Origin of the sequence: Xenorhabdus sp. KK7.4 (genome assembly GCF_963876465.1) — a bacterium.
Taxonomy (GTDB): Bacteria; Pseudomonadota; Gammaproteobacteria; order Enterobacterales; family Enterobacteriaceae; genus Xenorhabdus; species Xenorhabdus stockiae.
The window spans coordinates 36,954-60,100 of record NZ_CAWNQF010000074.1 but is presented as its reverse complement, the minus strand read 5'-3'; the positions used below and the strand labels follow the sequence as shown (position 1 = coordinate 60,100).

26 protein-coding genes are annotated in these 23,147 nt (G+C 42.5%); 8 read left to right on the top strand and 18 right to left on the bottom strand.

Annotated elements, in window-relative coordinates; translation table 11 throughout:
• From AACS90_RS12105 to AACS90_RS12060, 10 genes are all read right to left on the bottom strand, one after another.
• The coding region (locus AACS90_RS12105; protein WP_099122898.1) for a head-tail connector protein at positions 1-288 on the bottom strand (288 nt) is incomplete at its 3' end.
• Positions 285-620 (bottom strand): phage head closure protein, encoded by a 336-nt coding sequence (locus tag AACS90_RS12100; protein WP_099115757.1) that lies wholly within the window; start codon positions 618-620, stop codon positions 285-287. The genes AACS90_RS12100 and AACS90_RS12105, both read right to left, overlap by 4 nt.
• On the bottom strand, positions 620-1,834 hold the full coding sequence (locus tag AACS90_RS12095; protein ID WP_099122897.1) for a phage portal protein: 1,215 nt from the start codon (positions 1,832-1,834) through the stop codon (positions 620-622). Before AACS90_RS12095 ends, AACS90_RS12100 begins: the two co-directional genes overlap by 1 nt.
• Before the next feature lie 2 nt (positions 1,835-1,836).
• On the bottom strand, positions 1,837-2,385 hold the full coding sequence (locus tag AACS90_RS12090) for an HK97 family phage prohead protease (protein ID WP_099122896.1): 549 nt from the start codon (positions 2,383-2,385) through the stop codon (positions 1,837-1,839).
• Positions 2,386-2,427: 42 nt separating this feature from the next.
• Positions 2,428-3,582 carry a phage major capsid protein gene (locus AACS90_RS12085; RefSeq protein WP_099122895.1) on the bottom strand — a complete coding sequence of 385 codons (1,155 nt, stop codon included), beginning with the start codon at positions 3,580-3,582 and terminating at the stop codon, positions 2,428-2,430.
• A gap of 361 nt (positions 3,583-3,943) precedes the next feature.
• Positions 3,944-4,438, bottom strand: a complete 495-nt coding sequence (locus AACS90_RS12080) for a phage tail protein (protein WP_099122894.1) — start codon at positions 4,436-4,438, stop codon at positions 3,944-3,946.
• Between the two features lie 147 nt (positions 4,439-4,585).
• The gene (locus AACS90_RS12075; protein WP_099122893.1) at positions 4,586-4,975 is read right to left on the bottom strand and encodes a hypothetical protein; all 390 of its coding nucleotides are present in this window, start codon (positions 4,973-4,975) and stop codon (positions 4,586-4,588) included.
• A 708-nt stretch (positions 4,976-5,683) separates the two neighbouring features.
• The gene (locus tag AACS90_RS12070) at positions 5,684-8,071 is read right to left on the bottom strand and encodes a DUF5906 domain-containing protein (RefSeq protein WP_099122892.1); all 2,388 of its coding nucleotides are present in this window, start codon (positions 8,069-8,071) and stop codon (positions 5,684-5,686) included.
• Positions 8,072-8,073: 2 nt separating this feature from the next.
• Positions 8,074-8,481, bottom strand: coding sequence for a hypothetical protein (locus AACS90_RS12065; RefSeq protein WP_193757253.1), 408 nt, complete (start codon positions 8,479-8,481; stop codon positions 8,074-8,076).
• Positions 8,474-8,599, bottom strand: a complete 126-nt coding sequence (locus AACS90_RS12060) for a hypothetical protein (RefSeq protein WP_256376545.1) — start codon at positions 8,597-8,599, stop codon at positions 8,474-8,476. Before AACS90_RS12060 ends, AACS90_RS12065 begins: the two co-directional genes overlap by 8 nt.
• Before the next feature lie 193 nt (positions 8,600-8,792).
• Between AACS90_RS12060 and AACS90_RS12055 the strand changes: the two genes are divergently transcribed.
• Positions 8,793-8,972, top strand: a complete 180-nt coding sequence (locus AACS90_RS12055; protein WP_099122890.1) for a YlcI/YnfO family protein — start codon at positions 8,793-8,795, stop codon at positions 8,970-8,972.
• Between the two features lie 177 nt (positions 8,973-9,149).
• Here the strand turns inward: AACS90_RS12055 and AACS90_RS12050 are convergent, their stop codons facing one another.
• On the bottom strand, positions 9,150-9,428 hold the full coding sequence (locus AACS90_RS12050; protein WP_193756948.1) for a helix-turn-helix transcriptional regulator: 279 nt from the start codon (positions 9,426-9,428) through the stop codon (positions 9,150-9,152).
• Positions 9,429-9,561: 133 nt separating this feature from the next.
• Positions 9,562-10,779, bottom strand: a complete 1,218-nt coding sequence (locus tag AACS90_RS12045; protein ID WP_099122900.1) for a tyrosine-type recombinase/integrase — start codon at positions 10,777-10,779, stop codon at positions 9,562-9,564.
• Between the two features lie 320 nt (positions 10,780-11,099).
• On the opposite strand from AACS90_RS12045, the gene AACS90_RS12040 reads away from it, so the two are divergent.
• Positions 11,100-11,522 carry a GNAT family acetyltransferase gene (locus AACS90_RS12040; protein ID WP_099122889.1) on the top strand — a complete coding sequence of 141 codons (423 nt, stop codon included), beginning with the start codon at positions 11,100-11,102 and terminating at the stop codon, positions 11,520-11,522.
• Positions 11,523-11,549: 27 nt separating this feature from the next.
• Here the strand turns inward: AACS90_RS12040 and AACS90_RS12035 are convergent, their stop codons facing one another.
• Positions 11,550-12,002 (bottom strand): hypothetical protein, encoded by a 453-nt coding sequence (locus AACS90_RS12035; RefSeq protein ID WP_153043683.1) that lies wholly within the window; start codon positions 12,000-12,002, stop codon positions 11,550-11,552.
• Between the two features lie 209 nt (positions 12,003-12,211).
• Here AACS90_RS12035 and AACS90_RS12030 point away from each other — a divergent pair, with 209 nt between their 5' ends.
• The 6 genes from AACS90_RS12030 (at position 12,212) to AACS90_RS12005 (ending at position 17,861) form a co-directional block, all read left to right on the top strand.
• Complete coding sequence (locus tag AACS90_RS12030) at positions 12,212-12,838, top strand: RpoE-regulated lipoprotein (RefSeq protein ID WP_099122887.1); 627 nt, start codon at positions 12,212-12,214, stop codon at positions 12,836-12,838.
• Positions 12,839-13,280: 442 nt separating this feature from the next.
• On the top strand, positions 13,281-14,114 hold the full coding sequence (gene cysT, locus AACS90_RS12025; protein ID WP_099122886.1) for a sulfate/thiosulfate ABC transporter permease CysT: 834 nt from the start codon (positions 13,281-13,283) through the stop codon (positions 14,112-14,114).
• Positions 14,114-14,962 carry a sulfate/thiosulfate ABC transporter permease CysW gene (gene cysW / locus AACS90_RS12020; RefSeq protein ID WP_099122885.1) on the top strand — a complete coding sequence of 283 codons (849 nt, stop codon included), beginning with the start codon at positions 14,114-14,116 and terminating at the stop codon, positions 14,960-14,962. The genes cysT and cysW overlap by 1 nt, the downstream gene beginning before the upstream one ends.
• 20 nt (positions 14,963-14,982) lie before the next feature.
• Positions 14,983-16,071, top strand: a complete 1,089-nt coding sequence (cysA, locus tag AACS90_RS12015) for a sulfate/thiosulfate ABC transporter ATP-binding protein CysA (RefSeq protein WP_099122884.1) — start codon at positions 14,983-14,985, stop codon at positions 16,069-16,071.
• Between the two features lie 136 nt (positions 16,072-16,207).
• On the top strand, positions 16,208-17,089 hold the full coding sequence (gene cysM, locus AACS90_RS12010; protein ID WP_099122883.1) for a cysteine synthase CysM: 882 nt from the start codon (positions 16,208-16,210) through the stop codon (positions 17,087-17,089).
• Between the two features lie 40 nt (positions 17,090-17,129).
• A complete protein-coding gene (locus AACS90_RS12005; protein WP_099122882.1) occupies positions 17,130-17,861 on the top strand; it encodes a GNAT family N-acetyltransferase in 732 nt (243 codons plus the stop codon).
• 79 nt (positions 17,862-17,940) lie between these two features.
• Here the strand turns inward: AACS90_RS12005 and crr are convergent, their stop codons facing one another.
• From crr to cysZ, 5 genes are all read right to left on the bottom strand, one after another.
• Positions 17,941-18,450 carry a PTS glucose transporter subunit IIA gene (gene crr, locus AACS90_RS12000; RefSeq protein WP_099110538.1) on the bottom strand — a complete coding sequence of 170 codons (510 nt, stop codon included), beginning with the start codon at positions 18,448-18,450 and terminating at the stop codon, positions 17,941-17,943.
• A gap of 65 nt (positions 18,451-18,515) precedes the next feature.
• Complete coding sequence (gene ptsI / locus AACS90_RS11995) at positions 18,516-20,243, bottom strand: phosphoenolpyruvate-protein phosphotransferase PtsI (RefSeq protein WP_099122881.1); 1,728 nt, start codon at positions 20,241-20,243, stop codon at positions 18,516-18,518.
• A gap of 261 nt (positions 20,244-20,504) precedes the next feature.
• Positions 20,505-20,762, bottom strand: coding sequence for a phosphocarrier protein Hpr (ptsH, locus tag AACS90_RS11990; RefSeq protein ID WP_038262654.1), 258 nt, complete (start codon positions 20,760-20,762; stop codon positions 20,505-20,507).
• Between the two features lie 462 nt (positions 20,763-21,224).
• Positions 21,225-22,178: a cysteine synthase A gene (cysK, locus tag AACS90_RS11985; protein WP_099122880.1), complete on the bottom strand. Its 954-nt coding sequence runs from the start codon at positions 22,176-22,178 to the stop codon at positions 21,225-21,227.
• Positions 22,179-22,286: 108 nt separating this feature from the next.
• Positions 22,287-23,054: a sulfate transporter CysZ gene (gene cysZ / locus AACS90_RS11980; protein ID WP_099122879.1), complete on the bottom strand. Its 768-nt coding sequence runs from the start codon at positions 23,052-23,054 to the stop codon at positions 22,287-22,289.
• Between the last annotated feature and the right edge of the window lie 93 nt (positions 23,055-23,147).

The following is a 23,147-nucleotide window of genomic DNA, read 5'->3' as shown; positions in this document are numbered from 1 at the left end:
ATCACGATAGACAGACCACAATGATTTGATGGTAAAAGGCACTTCTTTTAGCTCACCATCGGTTGCCATTTCCCGATTCTCATACAGCAAGCCGATATACAGCAGGCAACCGACTTTAATCGCCGGGGTAAAAGCCAGATCATCACCAAACCGCTTACCGATATGTTGCTGACAGACTTCCAGCGCAGCATCGGCATAACCCGTTAATAAGCTATCATCAAGGATGTAATCTTCCTCCAACCGACAATGTTGCTTGATTTCACTCAGGGAAATTTCAATCCGGCTCATCGGAATATACCTCCCTTGCAAAGTAGCTCTAAGCGGGTGTATTTCGCATCGGGAATGACCGCCATAATGCTAAAAGCGGTGCCCGTCGTGTTTGCTCCGTGAAAGGTAATACTGTTTGCTGTGGTCACATCCGCACGATAACGTAGCCAGATACGCACGGTGGCTTCTGAGAACACGGCACCGGATGCCACCAGCTCCCGCCCGCTAATCGCTTTCACTTCTGCCCAGACCGTGGCTAAATCTACCCAGTTGTTGAGAACTTCACCAAATTTACCCCGACTGGCTTCATTTTTTCGGATTGTCACCCGATGCCGTAATCTGCCTGCTCTCATTATTTGGCCTCCTGTTGTTGTTTGATTTCCACGGTTTGCTTCCATGCCTGACTGAATTCATCGCCACCGGCACGGGGCGATAAGCCTTCTCGTTCACGGGCTTCATTCGGACACATCACGCCGGATTTAATCGCTGTTTCATAACTCTGGAAACGTTCTTTCGGATTGGCGCGAAGCAGGTCGGCGGTATCAAACTCCACCTGATAACGAATGCCTCGTTTTGGTGAGTTCATCAGCAAGGTCGATTTGATTTGCTGTTCGAAATTGGCAAGCCACGGACGCATGGTAATAGTCAGAAAAGCACGGGATGCTTCACTAAAATTGCTGTAGGTGCTGTTCGAATACTCTTGCAGAAAGATAGGGCTGACGTTGAACATTCGGGCGATATCATCAATGGTGAAACGGCGGGAGGACAGCCACTCCGCATCCTGATTGCTCATGCCTAATTGCTGGTACTCCATCCCGCCTTCAAGTATCGGTGTTTTGCCTGCATTGCGAGCGCCTTTATAGCGTTCAAGGGCTTCCAGTGCCTTATTACCCTTGATGCCATCCAGCCAATCTGCGGCTTTAATCACGCCCGCTGCCATCATGCCCTCTTTCATAATGCTTGCACCGTGGCGCTGTTGTGCCAGCCCTAAACCCAGTGTTTCACGGCAGATGGTGACAGGCGAACGCCCTAAAAAGCCATCTTCGGTGGCATAACGCAAATGCAATACTTCTTCTTGTAGGTAGGTGTTTACCTTGCCGCTATAAGGTTCGGTGATGGTGTAGGCAAATCGGTGATCGGATAATCGTTGCGGTACAACCGATGACGGTGGGTAAGGGTGCAACGATTGTGGCTGTCCGTCTTTTCCCCAGACTATGACTGCATACGCATTGCCATTTAACAGGCAATGGCGCATCAGCGTTCGCTTAAACTGAAATGGGGTCTGGCAGTCATTCGGGCATTCATTGAGCAAATAATCAACCGGATGATCACTTAACCACTCACGGGACTCTGTGCCGTGCTGGTGCTGAACCCGATAGAGATAACAGGGCATGGTGGCAATGGCTTCACTAATCACCGTGACGGCATTCATCACGGCAGGCAGACCTTCGGCGGTCGAGGATGAAACATGCTCGCCTGATTTGGTATTAACCATGCCTGCCAGAGAAAGAAATTCATCAATACTGATACTACGAGTCTCAGCGGCTTTACGCTTAAAAGGCCACATGCTCACACCTCAGACAATTGCAGCCAGTAATGACGCAAATCCGCATTGCAAGGCTTCACTGCATTCAGCGAACGTTTAGCGATTTCCACACCGCTCTCAGGGTAAGCAGGTAAACTGGTGATCGTGATTTCCCGTAGTTCCGCTTCTAAAACAGTTCTGATATACGGTGTTTGGCTGGTATTCCACTGATCTTTAACGGCACGAAAACCAAAGGACATACCGGAAATATCACCCCGTTCAACCAGTGCCAGCACATCACGCCCTAATTGGGTATCAGGTGGGGTTAACTCAAAACGTAATCCGGTGGTATCTTCGCTAAGTTGCAATGTACCGGACGTAGTGCGGCCTAACAGGTTCATATGATCATGTTCATAAAGTGCCCTGACATCAGCACTTGCCACTAGACTGGCGCTAAAGGCATTCGGGGAAAACTGTTCGACAAACTCATCCCATAACACTTGTGAACGGCTGTTCCACTTAATCACATAACCTGTCAGTTTTTTATCACTGGCAGAAAGTGAGGCGGTGCGAATTTCAAAATCATTCTTCATCAATAGACTCCAAAACTGAAAGGGGGCTCTGCCCCTTATTCATTAACTCGCTTTAGTGCCTTTGATTTCGAGCACCTTGATTGCGTTGGAATCCACCAGCCCACCGCCCAGATATTTATCGGTATGTACCTTATAAAATCCCGGCTCGGTGATATTATCAGGACGAGTGCGGATGCCCGTTTGATGGTCAACGATGAAGTAACCGCGTTTGAAGTCGCCCAGACTAATGATGTTATCCGGCATAAATTCGAGATAATGGACAGGTAAGCCCAGCAACATATCAGGATCACCTGCCTGTAAACGCTCCCGCCAGATATAATCGCCATTGCCATTTTTCAGCTTTTGCACGTTGGCGGCAGTTGTGGAATTCATCACCCATACGGCGTTTTTGCGGTATTTGTTTTTGAGTAAGAATTTCAGGTCAATCAGGCTATCGGCTTCAAGACTGGTTGCTTCCAATTTTTGCAGCGTACCGAATTCGCGAACCTTATCGGCTTGAGTATCGCGGGGATAAGACAAAAAGCCTTTTGCTTTCTTACTGCCGTTACCATTCACCAGATCGGTTTCTTCGGTATCCACGAACGTATCTGCGATTTCAGCAGTCAGCCAGCCTAAAATATCGATATCACTAAAGTCGATAATTTCCTGTGTGGTTTTGGGGTAGGCATAGATAGGAAACAGCTTGATACTGACTTCTTCCATCTTCGGTGTAGCCGTCTCATTACGCGCCTTACCTTCTTCCCCGTGGGCTACGGCTGCGCCACCGACCGAAACAAGCTGTTTGTATTCGTTGCTGCGTGTGGTCTTAATCGTACAAATCCGGCGCATGACAGACTCATCAGCCAATTGCTGCATGATCTGCCTGTTCAGTTCCGGGATAACAGTATAGCCACCATCAGACGGAACGCCCGTGGATAAGGCGCGGGTTTCACCAGTCAAAACATAGTGACGTAATTCATCATTACTGAGCTTTTTACTGGTCGGTTGATTCTTTGCCTGACTGCGTTCTTCATCAGCCAGTGACTCATAACGGGCAATTTCGGTATTCAAAGAATCAGACTGTCTGCGCAGCTCGTCGAACTGTTTGGCTTCATCAGCATTGAGTGAGCGTTTTTCGTTTTCGGCTTTGGTGAGCAGCGAGCGCATTTGCTGGGTTAAATCGGTTTTTTGCTGGCGTAATTCGATTAGTTTTTTCATGAAATGGTTTCCGTAATAATGATGTTAAGACGTGAAACCAACATTAAGAGGAACAGGCCGAATAATCTTTTTCTGTGGTTTCACAGATTGCTTCTTGCAACTTGACTAAACGGCTTTATGGCGGCTCACGCCTGAGTGCCATTTATTAATATATACATGAAAAATAGAATAAAAAGACCTCTCACTAGGAAGCCTAAGCAGGAGGAAACATGAGGACTGAATATTTACAAATCTTTGTATTTTTGATGTGTTTTGTGGGCGGGGCGGGTATGTGGTATTCACGAAAGGGATTGATTAGACGTCCATGTCTAGGTACTGAAAATTAACTAACAAAATCAGAAGCGATTATATTAGCTCAGAATTAAGCTGCTCTGACTATGTAATTGAATGCAACGTTGCGAGGGCGAGTTACGCCTACATATCTTTTGTCTACGGGCCAAGTTCCGTTTGCTCCTACCGACCTGCCACGCAAATGAATTTCTTCATTTGGTATGTCCCAATTTAAATCTTTACGGTCATCAAGTGAAAAGTTAACAACGTTATCAACTCTATCGTTAATTTCTTGTACTAGATAGGAACCTTGTTGCCATGACAAAACCTGTCGAGGCGTATCCACTCCGCGTTCATCGTCCCAACCACGAATAAATTCACCTCTTAAATCAGGTAATCTGCCCGACGGATAGGCAAGAGCAAGTTTCGGGTATTTTACTGTATCAAATGTTTCACCGTTACATTTGAGCCAACCATCTGGTGGCGTTTCTGACGGCCACGGAATAGGAACGCCAACAGGTAACATGGTATAGCCAAAGTCCTCACAAAATTGTTGTGTTAATACTTCAGGCTTTTTATCTTGCATATTAATTCCCTCATCTAATCAACAATACACATTGCTAAATAACATGAAGGCGATAGGAGATTTCTTCGCCGATGAACATAAATAAATTGCTTTATCAATAATGGAGAGTGTGATCTGATTTAATTCGGTAGATTGATATTTACTACATTATGTTTCTGTTGGTGCGAGTGTGAGGAAAATTTTTTCGAAATAATGCATATCATATAAGCCTGCATCTGTTGTGTATGTTCGCAAGCCACTCATAATGATATTTCCATCAGCCATCCTGATGCCATTCCAATGGTCTGCTATAACGTAAGTTCTGGGGCTAGAGATGAAATAAGAGTAAAAACTTATTTGACTTGGCCATATCTTGGCTGGATTATCCGAAGGATACTTAAATTGTCCAATTATCTGAGTATAGTTCACTCTTCCTGTTGAGAGGCTATTACTGATAAAAGAACCACCAAATGCTCCAGCAGGACTAGTTGTGCTGTCAATTATTGTCAGAGTATGTTTATGATCTTCACTGATATAAATACCATCTATTAGGCTCATGAAATTACCCTCTTATCATTAGTTAATAATGTGTTTAATTAAATAACCCATACTAAAAAATGAATACTGAAAGCATCGTAATAGAACGCGCTAATTGTTAAATAACAATAAATGATAGGGGTGTTATAAAAAGATGTTCGCTTTGTGCATATATCAAATTTTCATAATTGGGTATATTTTCATCTAATAAAGTGCGTATCAAAATTAACAAAGGTTGCTTTTTAACCAATTAATTGTGGTTTCACGTTGGGAATAATAAAATCAATAAATTACGTTATATGGGGGAAATTATCACTTTTAACTCCCTGATATCCCTTATCTCCTGCATGGTGCAGGTTTTATCCGATTTTCAATAGTATTCGAGTGCCCTGTGCCTAAATGCAGGTCTTGCATGTTTGTGTATAGGAACATTAATTTTTCATTGGTGTTTTAACGTTTATAAAAAAATGTCTCGAGGTTATCTACCTTATCTACCAATTCACGCTATCCCATGTAGCACAAGGCCTTGAGTGGGTAGGTGACTGATTTTTTACTGTCTACCCGTTGTCTACCTGTCTTGATTTCATCTACCTACTTTTTTCTTTCCTTTGGGTAGATAAGGTAGATAATAGGTAGATAATCTTTAAATAGTTATCTACCCAATTAACCATATGATTAATTTAAGTAAATTTCAATTAGGTAGACAAGGTAGATAACCAAACGCTATTTTTAGATAAACTCGTCAGCTTTATCGGTGAGTTGTACATTAGTTTGCCGTCTGCCTTTTATAGTTCGAGTCAGATATTCAGCCTTGTACTCCTTTGCGGCTTCTTTAACCGCTTTACCAAACTCAGTTACACTCAGTGGACGTCCCAGCCCCTGATATTCCATGAATGAAAGGTAAAGGTGATAAAGGTATCTTTTTGGCTGGCGTTCTTCTTCGGTTTTACGTCCACCACCCATTTCTAACCCTCTCGGTTCACTCATAAAAGCCAGTGTTGCGCACAAATCTAAAACAGGGTTAGATGCCCGTTTAACCTCCAGAGCTTCATCACTATCACGCTGCTGAAGTAATAGCACTTTGGCCTGTTCGGGATCGTCAAATGTTGCCAGCAATCGCCTGACAATAACCGGAATTTCATGGGTTATCTTTTCTGACAAATGTGGGTCTTTATCTTCTTCTTTCACTTTATTGTTAAACTGGTAAATGACACGCCGACGCGCCACGCCGCCAGCACGTTCAGTAAATATCATCGGGGTATTGTTAGTAGCAATAACCACTGCGCGAATAATCTCTGAATACTGCTGTTCATGTTTTGGATCAATTTCGACTGCATCACCACCCGTAATCGCTTTTATCCCCGTGCCTTCCCCGGTGTATTTAGGTTGGTCAGGCAAGGTGATCATGCTTTTACCTACAAACTGTGCCCGTCCTCGTGCAGTGTCCAACGCTGCCATATTGCCACTGGCTGTATTGTGCTGGCCTGCTAATAACGTTGCTATCTGAGTAAAGACGCTTTTACCGCTGCCTCCTTCACCCGTAATTTCTAAAAATAGCTGCCAGTCATAACGGTTCGCCAGCACCATATATAATGCAGCAAATATCCGCTTCATCTTGTACGGATCTCGGTCAGCAGCGTGGCTTATCCATTTATGGAAATTAGGTGCACCATCCCGCAAATTCTCATCCGGTTTTGCTGGGGTATACTCAATACCATTGTGATTTAATAGCCAATTTTCAGGTCTGTGAGGTGAAAAGCCTTTTGTTTCAATATCAAAGACACCATTCGCAAAGGGGATCATGCTCTGGCATGGCTCACCCATAACAGGTGCAACAATCTTTAATGCTTCAACCACGTTATTAAGCGCACGTTTACTAAAGTTAGTGCCATGCGAGGTATACACTTTTCCCATTTCCCGGCTTAAATCCAGAAATGATGTTTTCTTCCAGACTCCCGATTGATATGTATAGAACCCCTCGCTTTCTGAGTGAATAGCAATCCCTTCATACCGTTCTGTTAGCAATAAAGCCTTTTCATTATCCGCCAGTTGTGCAAGGTTGTTACCCGTGCGTTTTTTCTTCTGCTTTTCCGGATTAATTGAAATAACGTTAGCTGTTTCCACTTTCTTTTCCCCCACCTGATACAACCCTTCACTGAATGCCTGCTTTGCTGCCTCAATACCGTGCTGCTGGCGATAATCGTCCCAATCAGCTTTTAATGCCGTAGGCGGTAACGTCACCCAGCCCTTAATCGCTTTGGCTGTATTCTCTGACGCTATCTTGCCAACATTCTTTTTTAGCCTGCCGTTTTTGTCTCGCTCTCCCGGTTCGTGCCAGTCATTATCAGCAGCAAGGATGATTTTTGCGTCTGGCCATTGCGCTTTGATCTGCTCGGCAACACTCAGTAAATTGCTTTCATCAATCGCCGCCAGCACAACGCCCTCATATAGCTGGCTGACGGTTAACGCCGTGGCGTAACCTTCGGTGATGATGAAAGTGTCTGGTGTTCCGGTAATCTCTGAGGCAGGAATAAAACTGCCTTTCTTCTGAGTCCCTGAAACAAGGCGCTTTTCACCGTTCGGCTTGATAGTCTGCGCCCCCGTGATTTTGTCGTCCAGAGTCTGAATCACCAGCAATAAAGAGCCATCTTTCAATAACCGCTGATTGGGGCATTGCAGTCCCTTTTTCACCAGATATTGAGATTCGCCCGTAGTAGTAGTGGCAACCAGTGCCGCAATGCGTTCAGCAATCGGCTTCGCTGTTCGGGGCTGCTCTTTAGCGGGTTTGGGTTCAGGCAAGGGAAGTGCCAGCGCATCAGCTACCAACTTAGCGGCGGCAAAGACCGTGATCCCTTTGGTTCTTGCCACTAAATCCAGCCCATCACCATGATTCGGCTCATCACACTGGCGACAATGCCAGTCACCATGATGGTTATCATCGATAAAGTGGAAACGATCAGTGCCGCCACAGATTGGGCAAGCACCGTGTTTGCCTTTTGCCGGAACATCAACACCACAAGCAGGCAACAGGCTTTGCCAGTGATTGATGGCTGATTTTTTAACTGTTCTAATAACATCTAACGGGCGGCTTTTCTGATTATTATTTCCCTGACTCATGATCACTCGTCCTCGCCATTAACCGCTGCATAGAGCGAATAGTAAACTTCCTGATTAATATCACAGGCTAGCGATAGCAAATCGTGTAACTCTTCCGAACAGTGTTGGCTTGCCTGTTCAAGAATGACCTCATATAAAGACGTACATAGTCCCGCACGAAATGAAGCCTGGCCTAATGGATCGGATTTCCTGTATACAATGCAATTTAATAATTTATTCATCGGTGGCTGCGGAGCATACTTCAACAGGGTGTGGTGAACTTCCTGATGAATGCCGTGCGCCAATGCAATCAGATTATTTAAATTGATTTCGCATTCACCTTTGGCTTTTTGGGTAATGAACGTGAAAAGTGAAATACCCAGACCTGCACGATATAGCGCCTGTTTTAGTGAGATAGGTTTATTACTCATAGTATGCCCCCTGACGTAATGCGAAGATCAAGGAGGACATATCAGCCAGCCGCTGAGTGTCGGATGTAATAAGGAATGTAAATTTAAGGCGAGTTTGGTTAGACTGTGTATCAGCCATAGCATTAGCTCCGATAATGTTGTGGTCAGACGCCTCGACAGTGTTAGCGCACTTCGGGGCGTTGCTGTTTGTATCACCTGAATAAAGCATGGTGTCAGCCACCATCGTATTTTTAAGTGTCAGCCACGTCAATTCTTTTTTATAAAAATTTTTTGCGTATACTGTCAGCCACCAACTACTAATGGATGCAGATATGGCAACGAAAGCAGTAAACGCAAAGTCAAAAAAATTAGAAGCTCGTGTACCGCATGAGCTTGTTGATTCAATGGAAAAATTTAAAGAAGAAGGCGAAAGCACTGCGCAGTTCATAATTTCGGCTATGTCGGGTGAAATCAAACGCCGCCAACGTAAAACCAAAGTATCATCTGAGTAATAATCATCAATTAACCCTCTTAAAGAGGGTTGTCTCTCAAATTGATGGTTATTAAGTATCAAAGAATTTCTATAACTAATATCTACCATCACACCAATTATTCCCGAAATTAAGCTGCTTTTAGGGTGAATTTGACCGCTGCCAATTAAGGCAGTTAATTTTTTATGACGTTATTATTTAATTGGTAGATTTGCGGCTATATGGATTATTCACGTTTTCTACTGTGGGCGGATTATGCACCCAATGCAGCAGATCGCTAAGCAACCAAGCACAGGAGTTACGGCCTAGTGGTTTACGGGCAGGGAAGCGGCCTTCATTTTCCAATTTCCATGCTGACGTTCTGGAAATAGAGGTGATGTGCTGGCGTTCTTTTTCACGTATAAGCCGATCATAAGGTTCACCATATTCGGAAAGGATAGAGCGACGTTCTTCTGGTGTAGGAGTGCTGTATTGCATGATTATGTTACCCTCACTGTTTAATTGTTTTTGTGAGGGTATTTTACTTAACAGAAATTATTACGAAAGAAAGCCACATTTGTTACGTATATATCACAATGATCATGTTCATCATCAAACTCATTAGTTCCCATTATTGAGCTGCTTTTAATATAACCACGTTATCATGATTAGCCGCCAATAGATCTAGCCTCTCGCACCATTGGTTTAAAGCAACTCGTTTCTCTGGTAGGTATTGGCTCTTGTTATATATCGCCATGACGCCCGGCAAAATATGGCCTAAAAGTTGATCAACAATATGTGGGGCTACTTTCATATCATTTAATTTTGTGGAAAAAGTGCGCCTTAAATCATGCAAAGACCATTTATCTACATGGCCTAATCTTCTCCATATCTTCGTTCCATACTCAGATACTGTTTCGGTGCTTTTAAGTTCTCCTAATAGGTAATCATTTTTATTATTTTGATAAACAAGGTTTTCTAAGAATGATTTCATGCGCTCAGGTATCGGGCGAATAATTCTTTCACCTGTCTTGCTATTTTCTTTTGGGACAGTCCATAACATAGAATTAAAATTCCATTCTGAACATTTAGATAATCTGATCTCTCTCGTCCTGCAACCAAATACAATCAAAATTTTCAATAAATTATTATAATAGGGCAGGTAACTTCCTGATCTTATGGATTCCCATAATTGACCAAGTTCATTATCTTCTAAATAACGCTGGCCTTTAGTTTGTTTTTTTCCGACATCAGAAATAGTCAAATCATCCAATACATGGCTAATTGCATATCTTCTTACACGGCAAAATTTTAGAGCTTGTTTGCATAATTGAAGCATCCCACCAGCAGCCACCGGCGCTTCCTTTTTCATTTTATCAAAGCATTGTAGCCAATATGTTATTTCACAGTCAGATAATGCCATTTCACCAATATAGAGATAAATATGCTTTTCTAATTGGCGAATGAGGGCATCAATATTGGCTCGATTGTCTTTGCCATAGTGTTCGATCCAATACTCAATGGCGTCTTTTACGGTGACTGGTTTTAATGATTCCTGCATCGTTAAATTAAATTGTAGCTTTGGATCTTTACCGGATGCCAACCAGTTACGGCATTTATCCCGTGTTTCACGGGCTTGCTTGAGGGGCATATCAGGGTAGCGCCCAATGGTGAGACGGTTTAACTTTTTACCATCAAGTCGGTAGGTAAAGACCCAACTAATACCACCAACTTTAGAGGCTTTTGCACTCAATCCAGCGCCATCGGCAAAAAATTCAATCTTATTTCTTTCTTTTCCGTGTAGGGTTTTAAGTTTTTTATCACTGAGCTTGTTTAATTCGGCAGCCATGATCATTAAATATATTTATATAATTGTTTATACATAGTGTGCTGCAAGAGAGGTAAAACGTCAATAAGCACTGGAACAATATACAGGTAGGTAAATAATTAATCATTTGATTTTAAAATAAAAACAATAATCATAGACAAACATCGAAACATTAAACTAATATATATTAGCTATATTCATTTCTGCTTTCATTCTGGTTAGTTTATGGCTATAGGCAGTATACCTGTTAGTATCAATGAACGCATTTTCATATTGATTCCGAAATGAAAGTAGTGATTATTGACATTAAACTGATTGCTTATTAAACAGGCTGGCTAACTATGGAAATTAGGGTATTTCGGCAAGAAGATTTTGAAGCCGCTATCACACTTTGGGAGCGTTGTGATCTGATTAATCCCGGTGATGATCCGGAACTCGATATTGAGCGTAAATTAACTCATGATGCTGATTTATTTCTGGTTGCTGAAGTGGCGGGAGAAGTTGTTGGGACTGTAATGGGTGGCTACGATGGGCATCGTGGTCATGTTTATTATTTAGGTGTTCACCCCGAATACAGAGGGAGAGGCATTGCTAATGCATTGGTTTCCCGTCTTGAGAAAAAATTATTAGCGAGAGGTTGCCCTAGTATTCTGATTATGGTCCCAGAAGAAAATGATGCCACCATTTGTATGTGTGAAAAAATGGAATATGATTATTGGGGACAGGAACATACTGTCTTTAATAAGCGTCTGATTATTGATTGAATATTTAAGGTAAATGGCTGAGAAATATTATGTTGTTCGGCCATGAGCTGTACCTTTATATAAAAAACTCAATAATTTTCTCGCTGTTTTTTTTATCACATGATGAAGCTTGAATTTATATTTACTTTCTGCAAGGAGATTTTTTGATATTAAATAGTTTTTACGTTCAATTTCTGGCGTAATCAAAATCTGAATTTTTCCATTGTTATCTTTAAGGAAATAATAATGATATTTAATTGGTAATTCAGGTTTGTTTATTAAGATACGCCAGTTGATTAAAGGAAGGTTGCAGACTTTATTCTCCTTTATATTCCCGGGTGTCTTTTCACTTTCCTGAATTATAATGTCTTTTTTTATATCATTTGTTAGATATAGCATTTGAGGTATTGCTGTTTTTGTCATATCCCTTGTTGTTACAAAACTGTTTGTTACAGTAGGGATATCCAGAAAATCAATAAATGTTGGGATCATTGCCGCCACCACGCACTTTCACCATTGGTTTATATTTATTCCATAATCCGATATGATATCTATCTATTTGTAAATAATTGCTCAATGGACTTATAAAACTGTATTTTTATCTGTCTTTTTATATACCTCTGTATTAAGGAGGTTATTCACTCTTAACTTGCTGTTTTTGAATGATATCAATAATAAGATGTTAGGATAGACAAAGGTAATGAATTGTAATGAAAAGATATTTTTTATTTAGCCTGTTATTTAAAAAAAGAATTATGGCGTTCAGTGGCCTGATAGGTAGTTCATTGTTATTAACTGCCTGTGCAGGAACATCCGGGCTTTCATGGTCTTCCCTGTCTCCTTTAAATTGGTTTAGCCGTACTCTGGAGGTATCTGAACAGGGGGTAGGGGAAATCAATAAACAAACAGATATGAAATTATCTGCCATTCAGCAGGGGTTGGATAACAGATATCGCCTGCGTAGTGGTATGGAGATGAAAAATGGCAAATTTTTCAGTGTAATACAGGGTATAGAGGGAGATCAGGTCAGAATTGAATTATCGGGTCTGAATCATGGAAAGGTGGCTCATATTATCATTCTGGATGAAGGGATTAAGACCACTTGGGGAACAAAAATAGGTACATCTTTCTCTACGCTGTATGACAAAGCTTATGGTGCCTGCCTGCGTTCCGACGACATAATAACTATGCAGCAGGAGATTGTCTGTATTGCTCCCCAAAGCCGAAATATCAGTTACGTATTTACGGGAACATGGAATGGTTCGGAAGAATTGCTCCCTCCTGATGATGTGCTGAAAACATGGAAAATTTCCCGCATTATCTGGAAAGCCAACTAAAAGATATATCTAATAAATTTCAAATTATTGTGGCGGCAAGGGAGCGCTGCCAATAAAGAGATAATTTGAACGATGGAGGTTATACAGGAAATATTTTAATCAAGTCAATATTCCGGTCGACAAAATCAGCTCCAGTATGTCAGGTGTTAATTCTCCCAGCCCTCAGTTAATAACCCTTTATTTTTTATAGCTTATCTCGTTTCATCATTTCTCATAAAAATTCGGTATATAAAACAGGAGGTAGTTAACTATCCTGTTATAAATATTCTGGATACAGTATGGATAAATTATTGTTAAAAACAGTCATTAAAAAATTCTTGCTGAATAGCTTGATGGGTAAGGTTTGAATGAAGCTTGTGGTCGAGTTACTGGGTAATTCTGATAAAAATTTACTTCAACACTGGCAATGTGTGGGAGCAGCTTTGAGAAATGGGTGCCAATAATGTTTGTTGCATCCAGTAAACGAGTATTACCCGGATTTGGGCTGAGTCTGGGTTGTAGCCTGCTTTATACTTGCCTGATCCTGCTATTGCCGCTAAGCGCATTAGTCATACAACTTTCCAGCATGACATGGGAACAATATTGGCAGGTCATTGCGAATCCACAGGTTGTCGCAGCTTATCAGGTGACTTTATTGGCGGCGGCTGTCGCCAGCTTATTCAATATGTTTTTTGGAATGCTAATGGCGTGGATACTTACCCGCTATCGTTTTCCGGGGCGCAATCTGCTTGATGGATTAATGGATTTACCCTTTGCATTACCAACAGCAGTCGCTGGGCTGACTCTGGCAACTCTGTTTTCTACAACCGGATGGTATGGTTCTTGGCTTGCTCATTTTGATATTAAAGTCGCCAATACCTGGCTGGGGATTGCGGTTGCGATGGCATTTACCAGCCTGCCTTTTGTTGTTCGTACCGTTCAGCCGGTACTCGAAGAACTAGGCCCTGAATATGAAGAAGCTGCTCAGACATTAGGGGCGAGTCGCTGGCAGACTTTTCGGCGGGTTATTTTGCAGGAAGTCTCCCCTGCATTGATAGCAGGTACAGTGCTCTCTTTCACTCGTAGTCTGGGAGAATTCGGCGCAGTTATTTTTATTGCGGGTAATATTGCGTGGCAAACCGAAGTAGCTTCTCTGATGATTTTCGTCCGGTTGCAGGAGTTTGATTATCCCGCTGCCAGCGCGATTGCTTCAGTTATTCTTGCGGTATCACTGTTATTGCTGTTTAGCGTTAACTTATTACAAAGTCGCTTTGGTAAGCGGATCGGGGGACGTTAGTGGCTGATTTTTCTGAATATACGCAGATGATGCGTCCCTCAATAAACTGGGGGAAATGGTTCCTGATTGGGGTGGGAGTGGTTATTTCCATCCTGTTTCTGGTCATTCCGATAGCGTGGATTTTTCTGACTGCTTTTTCACAGGGAATCGATATTCTCACCCAGAATCTTGTTGACCCCGATATGCTCCATGCTATTTGGCTGACTGTGCTGATCGCGCTTATTACAGTTCCTATTAATCTGGTTTTTGGAGTAGTCACTGCATGGCTGGTAACCCGCTTCCAATTTCCCGGCAGACAATTGTTGCTGACATTAATTGATATTCCATTCGCCGTTTCACCTGTTGTGGCTGGGTTGCTTTATCTGCTGTTTTACGGTGCTAACGGTTGGGTGGGGGAATGGCTGGGAGACTATGACATCCAGCTAATGTTTTCATGGCCGGGTATGGTTCTGGTCACGGTATTTGTTACATGCCCATTCGTTGTCCGTGAATTGGTGCCGGTCATGCTGAGTCAGGGCAGTCAGGAGGATGAAGCGGCAATATTATTAGGGGCTTCTGGCTGGCAAATGTTCTGGCGTGTGACATTGCCGAATATTCGTTGGGCATTGCTGTATGGCATTGTTTTAACTAATGCCCGGGCAATTGGTGAATTTGGTGCGGTATCTGTGGTATCCGGCGCAATCAGAGGGGAAACATATACTTTACCTTTGCAGGTTGAACTGCTTTATCAGGATTATAACACTGTTGGCGCATTTGTGGCGGCGGCTTTATTGGCAGTTATGGCGATTATTACCCTGATTGTCAAAAGTGCCTTGCAGTGGCGTTTGAGTCATTTGAATCGCCAGTAAATGAAGGTCGGGAGCAGGATATGAGTATTGAAATCAGCAAAATCAGTAAATCTTTTGGTCGTGTTCAGATACTGAATGATATATCACTGAATATTGAATCTGGTGAAATGGTTGCTTTGCTTGGCCCATCCGGCTCCGGCAAGACGACTTTACTGAGGATTATTGCCGGACTTGAACAGCAGAGTGCGGGGCAACTTAAGTTTCACGGTAAGGATGTCAGTCAGGTACATGCAAAAGATCGGCAAGTTGGTTTTGTTTTTCAGCATTATGCTCTGTTTCGTCATATGAGCGTGTTTGATAACGTTGCTTTTGGCTTAACTGTACTTCCCCGGCGCCAGCGACCTGAACGAGAGGCACTGCGTCGCAAGGTCATGTCGTTACTTGATATGGTGCAATTATCCCACCTTGCAGATCGCTATCCGTCACAGCTTTCTGGTGGCCAGAAGCAGCGAGTGGCTTTGGCAAGGGCACTCGCTGTTGAACCTCAGATCCTCTTACTGGATGAGCCATTTGGTGCTCTGGATGCGCAGGTTCGAATGGAATTACGCCGTTGGTTACGCCAGCTTCATGAAGAATTGCAATTTACCAGTGTGTTTGTCACTCATGATCAGGAAGAGGCAATGGAAGTTGCTGATCGGATTGTAGTGATGAATCAAGGTGCTATCGAGCAGGTTGGCACGCCACATCAGGTATGGAAAGAGCCGGAAAGCCGTTTTGTGATGGAATTCATGGGCGAAGTGAATCAGTTACATGGTGAGATTAAAGGCTCTCAGTTGTGGGTTGGCGGAAAAACTTTTCCACTGGAGGTGGCACCATTGCATCAGGGAAGTGTTGATGTATTCTTGCGACCGTGGGAGATGGACCTCAGTAAACAACAAACATCATCCTGCCCTTTGCCTGTTAAAGTGACGGAAGTTAATCCACGAGGGCATTTTTCGCTGTTGTCTGTCCAGCCTGTTGGTTGGGGAGACGAGAGTTTATCGGTTATCTGGTCGGATAGCTCATCAATTCCAGTTCGTGGCAGCCAGTATTTTATGGGAGGCAAAGGTGCCCGCCTGTATGAAGGAGATTCACCATTAAAAGTATTAAAACTCGCTGAATCTGCTTAATTTTTCATTATTCTCATAACCCCTGGGTTTCCCCTGCTTTCTACAAGAAAACAGGGGTTTTTTATTTAGAGCTTGCGACAGTTTTCTGAATACGATTATTCTGTTGCTTATTCTCATATGTGATTCAGGTAACGCAGTGGCAAGCTTAGAAAATTTTATCGGTAATACTCCGTTGGTGAAATTACAACGAGTTACTGAAAGTATTGATGCAGAAATTTGGGTGAAACTTGAGGGCAATAATCCTGCTGGCTCTGTAAAAGACAGAGCCGCTCTCTCAATGATCCAACAAGCCGAACTACGGGGAGAAATTTCACCGGGGGATGTCCTGATTGAAGCCACGAGTGGTAATACGGGCATTGCATTGGCTATGATTGCAGCAGTAAAAGGTTATCGGCTTAAGCTACTGATGCCTGAAAATATGAGCCTTGAACGTCAGGCATCAATGCGGGCTTATGGCGCTGAATTAATTTTAGTTAGTAAAGAGCTGGGTATGGAAGGTGCCAGAGATTTAGCACAGCAAATGGAGCTGAATGGCGAAGGAAAGGTGCTTGATCAATTTAATAATACAGATAATTCGCTGGCACACTTCAAGACAACAGGGCCGGAAATTTGGCAGCAAACGCAAGGGCGTATTACCCATTTTGTCTCCAGTATGGGCACAACCGGCACTATTACCGGAGTGAGCCGTTACCTGAAATTTCAGTCGGATAATATACAAACCATAGGCTTACAGCCGGCAGAAAACAGCCATATTCCCGGTATTCGGCGCTGGTCACCAGCATATATGCCCGGAATTTACCAAAAAGATCTGGTGGATCAAATACTGGATATTACCCAGAGTGAGGCGGAAACGATGATGCGGTTGTTGGCACAGAAAGAGGGTATTTTCTGTGGGGTAAGCTCTGGCGGAGCCGTTTCCGGAGCGTTACGTATCGCGGCTGAAAATCCGGGAGCCGTTATTGCGGTAATTATTTGTGATCGCGGCGATAGATATTTATCTACAGGCGTTTTTAATTAACTTTTCTTATTTACTGAATCTAACTTAGTGAGTAAAGGTTATGTCCTTATTTTCAAAAACGATCACTGACTATTGGCAGTCTTCATTATTAAATGGAGAAATTATTTATAGTGATGATGTTCTTACTATCGCTATTAATGCAAGACTGGCAGAGGAGGATCGTGTGATGGTGCTGGAAACTATTGATGGTCAAATTATATCAGTGATGACTCCTGCACTGGCTGAAAAAGCAGGGCTTTATCATCAGGACGAAATGTCTGAATCGACTTTTCGCCAGAAATTACATGAAGCAGCTATTACTCTCCATGGTGCAGATTATATTTTTTATTTTTCAGAAGAAGAAAAGAAAAAATTATTGCAGGAAAATATTGACAGCATGCTACGTCAGCTAATGGAAAAAGAAGATGAAGATGTTTTCTCTGCGTTTCAGTCTGCTGTTTCTGAGGAGGATTTGGATAATGCTTATGTTGAGCTGGATCATTGGGCTGTGTTCGGCTCTTTTGCTCAAGACGGACTGATGTGTGCTGCCAGTATGTACCCGTGGGACGATGCGCTTATTGCTAATATGGGGGTTCTGACTTTAAAACCTTTCAGAGGAAAGGGACATGCCAGACAAATTGTGCGTGCAATCAGTAAACATGCTTATGTTCAGGGATATGAGCCTCAATACCGATGCCAGATTGATAATTTTGCATCTTCGGCATTGGCAAAGTCTGTGGGATTGATGTTGTTTGGCAAATGGGAAATGGTTTCTCCTGATTCAATTAACTAATAAAGAAATCGCCTCTGTTTTATCATTTAACCCGATAAAACAGAGGCGACCCACAACAGCTTACCAGTGATGTATTCAGCTACTTCTTAATTCGCATGATAACAGATTCACCAACGACCACTGATCCACTGACTTTAGATAATTCTTTGATTTCATCCATGTTAGAGATAACAACAGGAGTTAAGGTTGACTTGGCTCTTTCTTCCAGAAACGCTAAATCAAACTCTAAAACCAAATCACCTTTCTGTACCCGCTGGCCCTCTTCGGCAATCCGTTTAAAGCCTTCACCTTTCAGTTCAACGGTATCAATACCGAAGTGAACGAAAAGCTCTATCCCGTTATCAGATTCGATGGAAAAAGCGTGATTAGTTTCGAAGATTTTACCAATGGTGCCATCAACAGGGGAGACAATCTTATTACCTGTAGGCTTGATAGCGATACCATCACCTACAATTTTTTCCGCAAAAACAACATCCGGAACATCTTCGATATTAACTATCTCACCTGATAATGGGGCGATAATTTCAATACTGCCGCTGTTCTTTTTATCATCTGAAACTAATGATTTCAGTTTATCAAGCAGACCCATAAATCTTCTCCTAATTGTTTTAATGGGACCGTGTACTGGCTAAGGTGCTGTCTTGGTCAATTGACTTAGCAGAGCGTTTTTTCTCTGATAAAAGTATCAACCAATTCCATCAACTCCTGTGCAGTTGGCTGAGTTAAAGCTTGTTCTGCTAGCGCTTTTGCATCACCGTAATTCGCATTACGAATGATTTTCTTGATGCCTGGAATGGATATTGCGCTCATACTGAATTCATCCAGCCCCATGCCCAGAAGCAATAGTGTAGCACGCTCATCTCCAGCCAGCTCACCGCACATGCCCGTCCATTTACCCTCTGCGTGTGAGGCGTCAATCACCTGTTTGATCAGGTTCAACACTGCTGGCGACATTGGATTATAGAGATGAGAAATCAGCTCATTACCACGGTCTACCGCAAGAGTATACTGAGTTAGATCGTTTGTCCCAATACTAAAAAAGTCAACTTCTTTTGCAAGATGTTTAGCAATGGTTGCAGCAGCAGGCGTTTCTACCATGATACCGACTTCAATCGATTCATCGAACGCCTTATTTTCATTACGTAGCTGATCTTTAAGCATCAACAGCTCTGTTTTCAGTTCCCGAATTTCTTCAACAGAAATGATCATTGGGAACATGATTCGGAGTTTACCAAATGCAGAAGCTCGCAGAATAGCACGTAACTGAGAATGTAATATTTCTTTGCGATCCAGGCAAATACGGATTGCACGCCAGCCAAGGAACGGGTTCTCTTCTTTGGGCAGATTCATATAAGGCAGTTCTTTATCACCGCCGATATCCATAGTACGGATAATGACAGCCTGATTACCAACAGATTCGGCAACAGCCTTATAGGCTTCAAACTGTTCTTCTTCAGTTGGCAGAGAATCGCGATCCATAAACAGGAATTCGGTACGGTACAAGCCAACGCCTTCTGCCCCATTGCGTTCTGCGCCTGCAATATCACGCACTGTGCCGATATTGGCGCAAACTTCTACCTGATGACCATCCAGCGTAATGGCTGGTAAATCCTTCAGTTTTGCTAATTCGGTTTTTTCTGACAGATATTCGTTTTTGATTTTTTTGAGTTGTTCAATTTCAGTGTCAGATGGATCTATATAGATATGATTATTAACAGCATCCAGAATAAGGTAGCTGCCATTTTTAATCTGAGTTGTTGCGTTGGTTGTCCCGACAATCGCAGGCAGTTCCAGAGAACGCGCCATAATTGAAGTGTGAGATGTCCGGCCACCTAAATCTGTAATGAACCCCAGCACTTTATCCAGATTGAGCTGTGCGGTTTCTGAAGGTGTCAGGTCATTTGCGACCAGAATAACTTCTTCTGCAATGGAGCCTAAGTCAATAATCGGCATACCCAGAATATTTTTCAGCAGGCGTTTACCAATATCACGAACATCAGCTGCACGCTCTTTTAAATACTCATCATCCAGCTCTTCCAGTGCTTTGGCCTGATCTTCGATAACAGAGTGGACGGCGGCATCTGCTGTAGCCAGATTTTTCTTTATCAGCGTAATAATTTCCTGTTCCAGCTCCTCATCTTCCAGCAACATGATGTGGCCTTCGAAGATTTCGGCTTTTTCTGCGCCCAGATTTTTTTCGGCTGTATTTTTGATGACTTCTAACTGAGCAGAGGCTTTATCCCGGCCTTGTTTAAAGCGGGAGATCTCTTGTTCGACCTGTTCAGGAGTGATTTTTTTATGATTGATTATGATGGGGTCTTCTTTCAGCAATAATGCCTTACCGAAAGCAATACCTGGTGATACTAAGATGCCTGAAATCATACTATATGACCTTAACTGCGGGTGATTATATTTCATTGCGCCTTCAGAGGCAGGCTCTAAATATCCCCAGATTTTGTACTCCGGGGATGGTACTGGATGAAATAGACTGGCTTTATATACTCGTTGTCTTTCTAGTTGGCTCTTTTTGGGCTGTACTTACTATAGACACCGTTTTTATAAGAATACGGTGCTCTGTACCCCAAAGGTTAGCTCCCTTGCCATCATGATGCCACTTGAAATCCATTGAGTATGAGTGAGTGATTATTCCAGTTCACCCATCAGTTTCACTAAATGTTCAACTGCTTGTTGTTCATCTTCACCTTCAGCAGAGATTGTAACAACAGTTCCTTGAGTCAGTCCCAGCGTTTGCAATTTAAACAGACTTTTCGCACTGGCTGATTTGCCGCCAGAAGTAAGAGTAATATCGGAAGAAAAACCCTTCGCTTCTTTAACAAACTGTGCAGCAGGGCGAGTGTGAAGGCCATTTGGTGCAGTAATAGTAACTTCTTGCTGGAACATAGTATTTCCTCAATAACTTAAATTTTCGTTGGTAAGCCAAGAGAATACTAAAACTAGTTTAGCTGGATTAATCCTGACTTGTACAACCGTTAAATTAATAATGATAAATGCCTTTAGTCTTTCAGGTCATTTTTTAGCGGCTTTATGCATTTGCAGCCTTGATACAGCACGAAATCCATAGGTATAAAATGCATTAAATCATTATCAAAAAATTAACATATTTGATGCCACTCTATTGTTGACTGGATGTTAATACACACTAACCCAATATGAGTTGAACCAAACAAGATTCTTTATGGCAGTCTTACGATTAATTTCGTGCATCAAAATAATTACTGGTTAAATACTAAAGCTGTCTGAATAAATCATCTAAGAAAGTTTTAAACTTTGATCTGATGCACAAAAAAGCACCCTTGAGGTGCTTTTTTGTCAATAAAGTTAAAAAAGGAATGAGGTGAAGATTTAATCGTTGGCTAAATCGGCAAACAGTGCAGTGCTCAGGTAACGTTCAGCAGAAGAAGGCAGAATGACAACAATATTCTTATCCTTGTACTCGTCTTCCTGTGAGAGTTTAATGGCCGCAGCAACCGCAGCACCTGAAGAAATGCCAGAAAGAATGCCTTCTTTTTCAGTGACTTCTCTGGCTGTTTTAATGGCTTCTTCGTTACTGATTTTAAATACACGGTCAACTAATGTTAAATCCAGGTTATCAGGGATGAAACCTGCACCAATTCCCTGAATTTTGTGTGGGCCAGGTTTTAGTTCCTCACCTGCCAGTTTTTGGCTGATTACGGGGGAATCTTCAGGCTCGACGGCAACAATTTTTACTTGCTTACCTTGTGTATTTTTCAGATAGCGGGCAACACCGGTAATAGTGCCTCCTGTACCTACCCCAGCGACAAAGACATCAACATTCCCATCGGTATCTTCCCAAATTTCTGGCCCTGTCGTTTTTTCGTGGATTTCAGGGTTTGCCGGGTTACTGAATTGCTGTAGCAAAACATATCGTTCAGGCGCACTGTCACGGATTTCATTCGCTTTATCAATAGCACCTTTCATGCCCTTCGCGCCTTCGGTCAGCACTAATTTTGCTCCCAACGCTTTTAGCAGCTTACGGCGTTCTAAGCTCATGGTTTCCGGCATTGTTAGTGTCAGTTTATAGCCACGAGCCGCAGCGACATAAGCAAGAGCAATACCCGTATTACCACTGGTCGGTTCGATAAGCTCTTTATCCTTTGTCAAAATGCCACGTTTTTCTGCATCCCAAATCATGTTGGCACCGATACGGCATTTCACACTGAAACTCGGATTACGGGACTCTATTTTGGCCAGAATACGACCATTTCCGAAATTTTTCAGGCGTACCAGTGGAGTGTGACCGATGGTCAACGAATTATCTTCATAAATTTTGCTCATTGTCCGATTGCCCTTAAGATGCTCATGAGTTGTGATTAATTAACCATACGCGAACAGCTTATGAATGGAAATAAAGTTTCAGTCTATTCTTATTATATAAAAGAATATTTAACGATTTCTTAGAGCATGCTGAGCACGGTAACGATCAACCCACATAGCTGTAGCACCACAAACTGCAACAGGCATAATGAACAAATTGATGACTGGGATCATCGTTAATATACTTACTGCCGCTCCAAATTGTAGGTTGTCAATTTTGTCCTGTCGCAGGGTATTACGCATACCTATAAAACTGACCTTGTGGTTATCAAAAGGGTAATCGCAATATTGGATAGCCAGCATCCAGGCACTGAAAATAAACCAGAGAACGGGGGCTACAGTTTGCCCAACACCCGGAATAAAATACAATAATAATAGAGCGATAGCGCGAGGGAGGTAGTAGAGGATTTTGACTATCTCACGTTTCAGAATACGGGGAACATCTTTCAGTAAATCAAAAATGCCTGTATCGGGTGCTGGAATGCCGGTTAATTGCGCTTCCAGTTTCTCTGCTAATAATCCGTTAAAGGGCGAAGCAATAAAATTTGCCAGTGTGCTGAAAAAATAGGTAAAAATAAGCAAAACAGAAATAATAGCCAGCGGCCATATTAAATAGTTGAGCCATTGCATCCAGTCCGGTACTTTATCTAGCGCCCATTGTATCCAACCATCCATTTTCTGATATAGCCACCAGAAAGCACCACCGATCAATAAAATATTAGCCAGTAAAGGCAATAAAACGAATCTTTTGATGCCCGGGCGGGTTACCAGATGCCAACCTTGTACAATATAATGAAAACCGCCTAGATGTTTTGGCAATTTTGTCGAATTCGTCATATTTTCTTATTCTCTCCTGAGTGATTGAGACGGTATGATATAGGCAGTATTTTCCACTGACCAGTGGTTTAATGTGTAAAAAACACTCGAAAA

Bases quoted from the DNA above. Each gene is read 5' to 3' on its own strand.
- AACS90_RS12100 (WP_099115757.1), bottom strand. From the start codon at position 620: ATGAGAGCAGGCAGATTACGGCATCGGGTGACAATCCGAAAAAATGAA.
- AACS90_RS12095 (WP_099122897.1), bottom strand. From the start codon at position 1,834: ATGTGGCCTTTTAAGCGTAAAGCCGCTGAGACTCGTAGTATCAGTATT.
- AACS90_RS12090 (WP_099122896.1), bottom strand. From the start codon at position 2,385: ATGAAGAATGATTTTGAAATTCGCACCGCCTCACTTTCTGCCAGTGAT.
- AACS90_RS12085 (WP_099122895.1), bottom strand. From the start codon at position 3,582: ATGAAAAAACTAATCGAATTACGCCAGCAAAAAACCGATTTAACCCAG.
- AACS90_RS12080 (WP_099122894.1), bottom strand. From the start codon at position 4,438: ATGCAAGATAAAAAGCCTGAAGTATTAACACAACAATTTTGTGAGGAC.
- AACS90_RS12075 (WP_099122893.1), bottom strand. From the start codon at position 4,975: ATGAGCCTAATAGATGGTATTTATATCAGTGAAGATCATAAACATACT.
- AACS90_RS12070 (WP_099122892.1), bottom strand. From the start codon at position 8,071: ATGAGTCAGGGAAATAATAATCAGAAAAGCCGCCCGTTAGATGTTATT.
- AACS90_RS12065 (WP_193757253.1), bottom strand. From the start codon at position 8,481: ATGAGTAATAAACCTATCTCACTAAAACAGGCGCTATATCGTGCAGGT.
- AACS90_RS12060 (WP_256376545.1), bottom strand. From the start codon at position 8,599: ATGGCTGATACACAGTCTAACCAAACTCGCCTTAAATTTACATTCCTT.
- AACS90_RS12055 (WP_099122890.1), top strand. From the start codon at position 8,793: ATGGCAACGAAAGCAGTAAACGCAAAGTCAAAAAAATTAGAAGCTCGT.
- AACS90_RS12050 (WP_193756948.1), bottom strand. From the start codon at position 9,428: ATGCAATACAGCACTCCTACACCAGAAGAACGTCGCTCTATCCTTTCC.
- AACS90_RS12045 (WP_099122900.1), bottom strand. From the start codon at position 10,779: ATGGCTGCCGAATTAAACAAGCTCAGTGATAAAAAACTTAAAACCCTA.
- AACS90_RS12040 (WP_099122889.1), top strand. From the start codon at position 11,100: ATGGAAATTAGGGTATTTCGGCAAGAAGATTTTGAAGCCGCTATCACA.
- AACS90_RS12030 (WP_099122887.1), top strand. From the start codon at position 12,212: ATGAAAAGATATTTTTTATTTAGCCTGTTATTTAAAAAAAGAATTATG.
- cysT (WP_099122886.1), top strand. From the start codon at position 13,281: ATGTTTGTTGCATCCAGTAAACGAGTATTACCCGGATTTGGGCTGAGT.
- cysA (WP_099122884.1), top strand. From the start codon at position 14,983: ATGAGTATTGAAATCAGCAAAATCAGTAAATCTTTTGGTCGTGTTCAG.
- AACS90_RS12005 (WP_099122882.1), top strand. From the start codon at position 17,130: ATGTCCTTATTTTCAAAAACGATCACTGACTATTGGCAGTCTTCATTA.
- crr (WP_099110538.1), bottom strand. From the start codon at position 18,450: ATGGGTCTGCTTGATAAACTGAAATCATTAGTTTCAGATGATAAAAAG.
- ptsI (WP_099122881.1), bottom strand. From the start codon at position 20,243: ATGATTTCAGGCATCTTAGTATCACCAGGTATTGCTTTCGGTAAGGCA.
- ptsH (WP_038262654.1), bottom strand. From the start codon at position 20,762: ATGTTCCAGCAAGAAGTTACTATTACTGCACCAAATGGCCTTCACACT.
- cysK (WP_099122880.1), bottom strand. From the start codon at position 22,178: ATGAGCAAAATTTATGAAGATAATTCGTTGACCATCGGTCACACTCCA.
- cysZ (WP_099122879.1), bottom strand. From the start codon at position 23,054: ATGACGAATTCGACAAAATTGCCAAAACATCTAGGCGGTTTTCATTAT.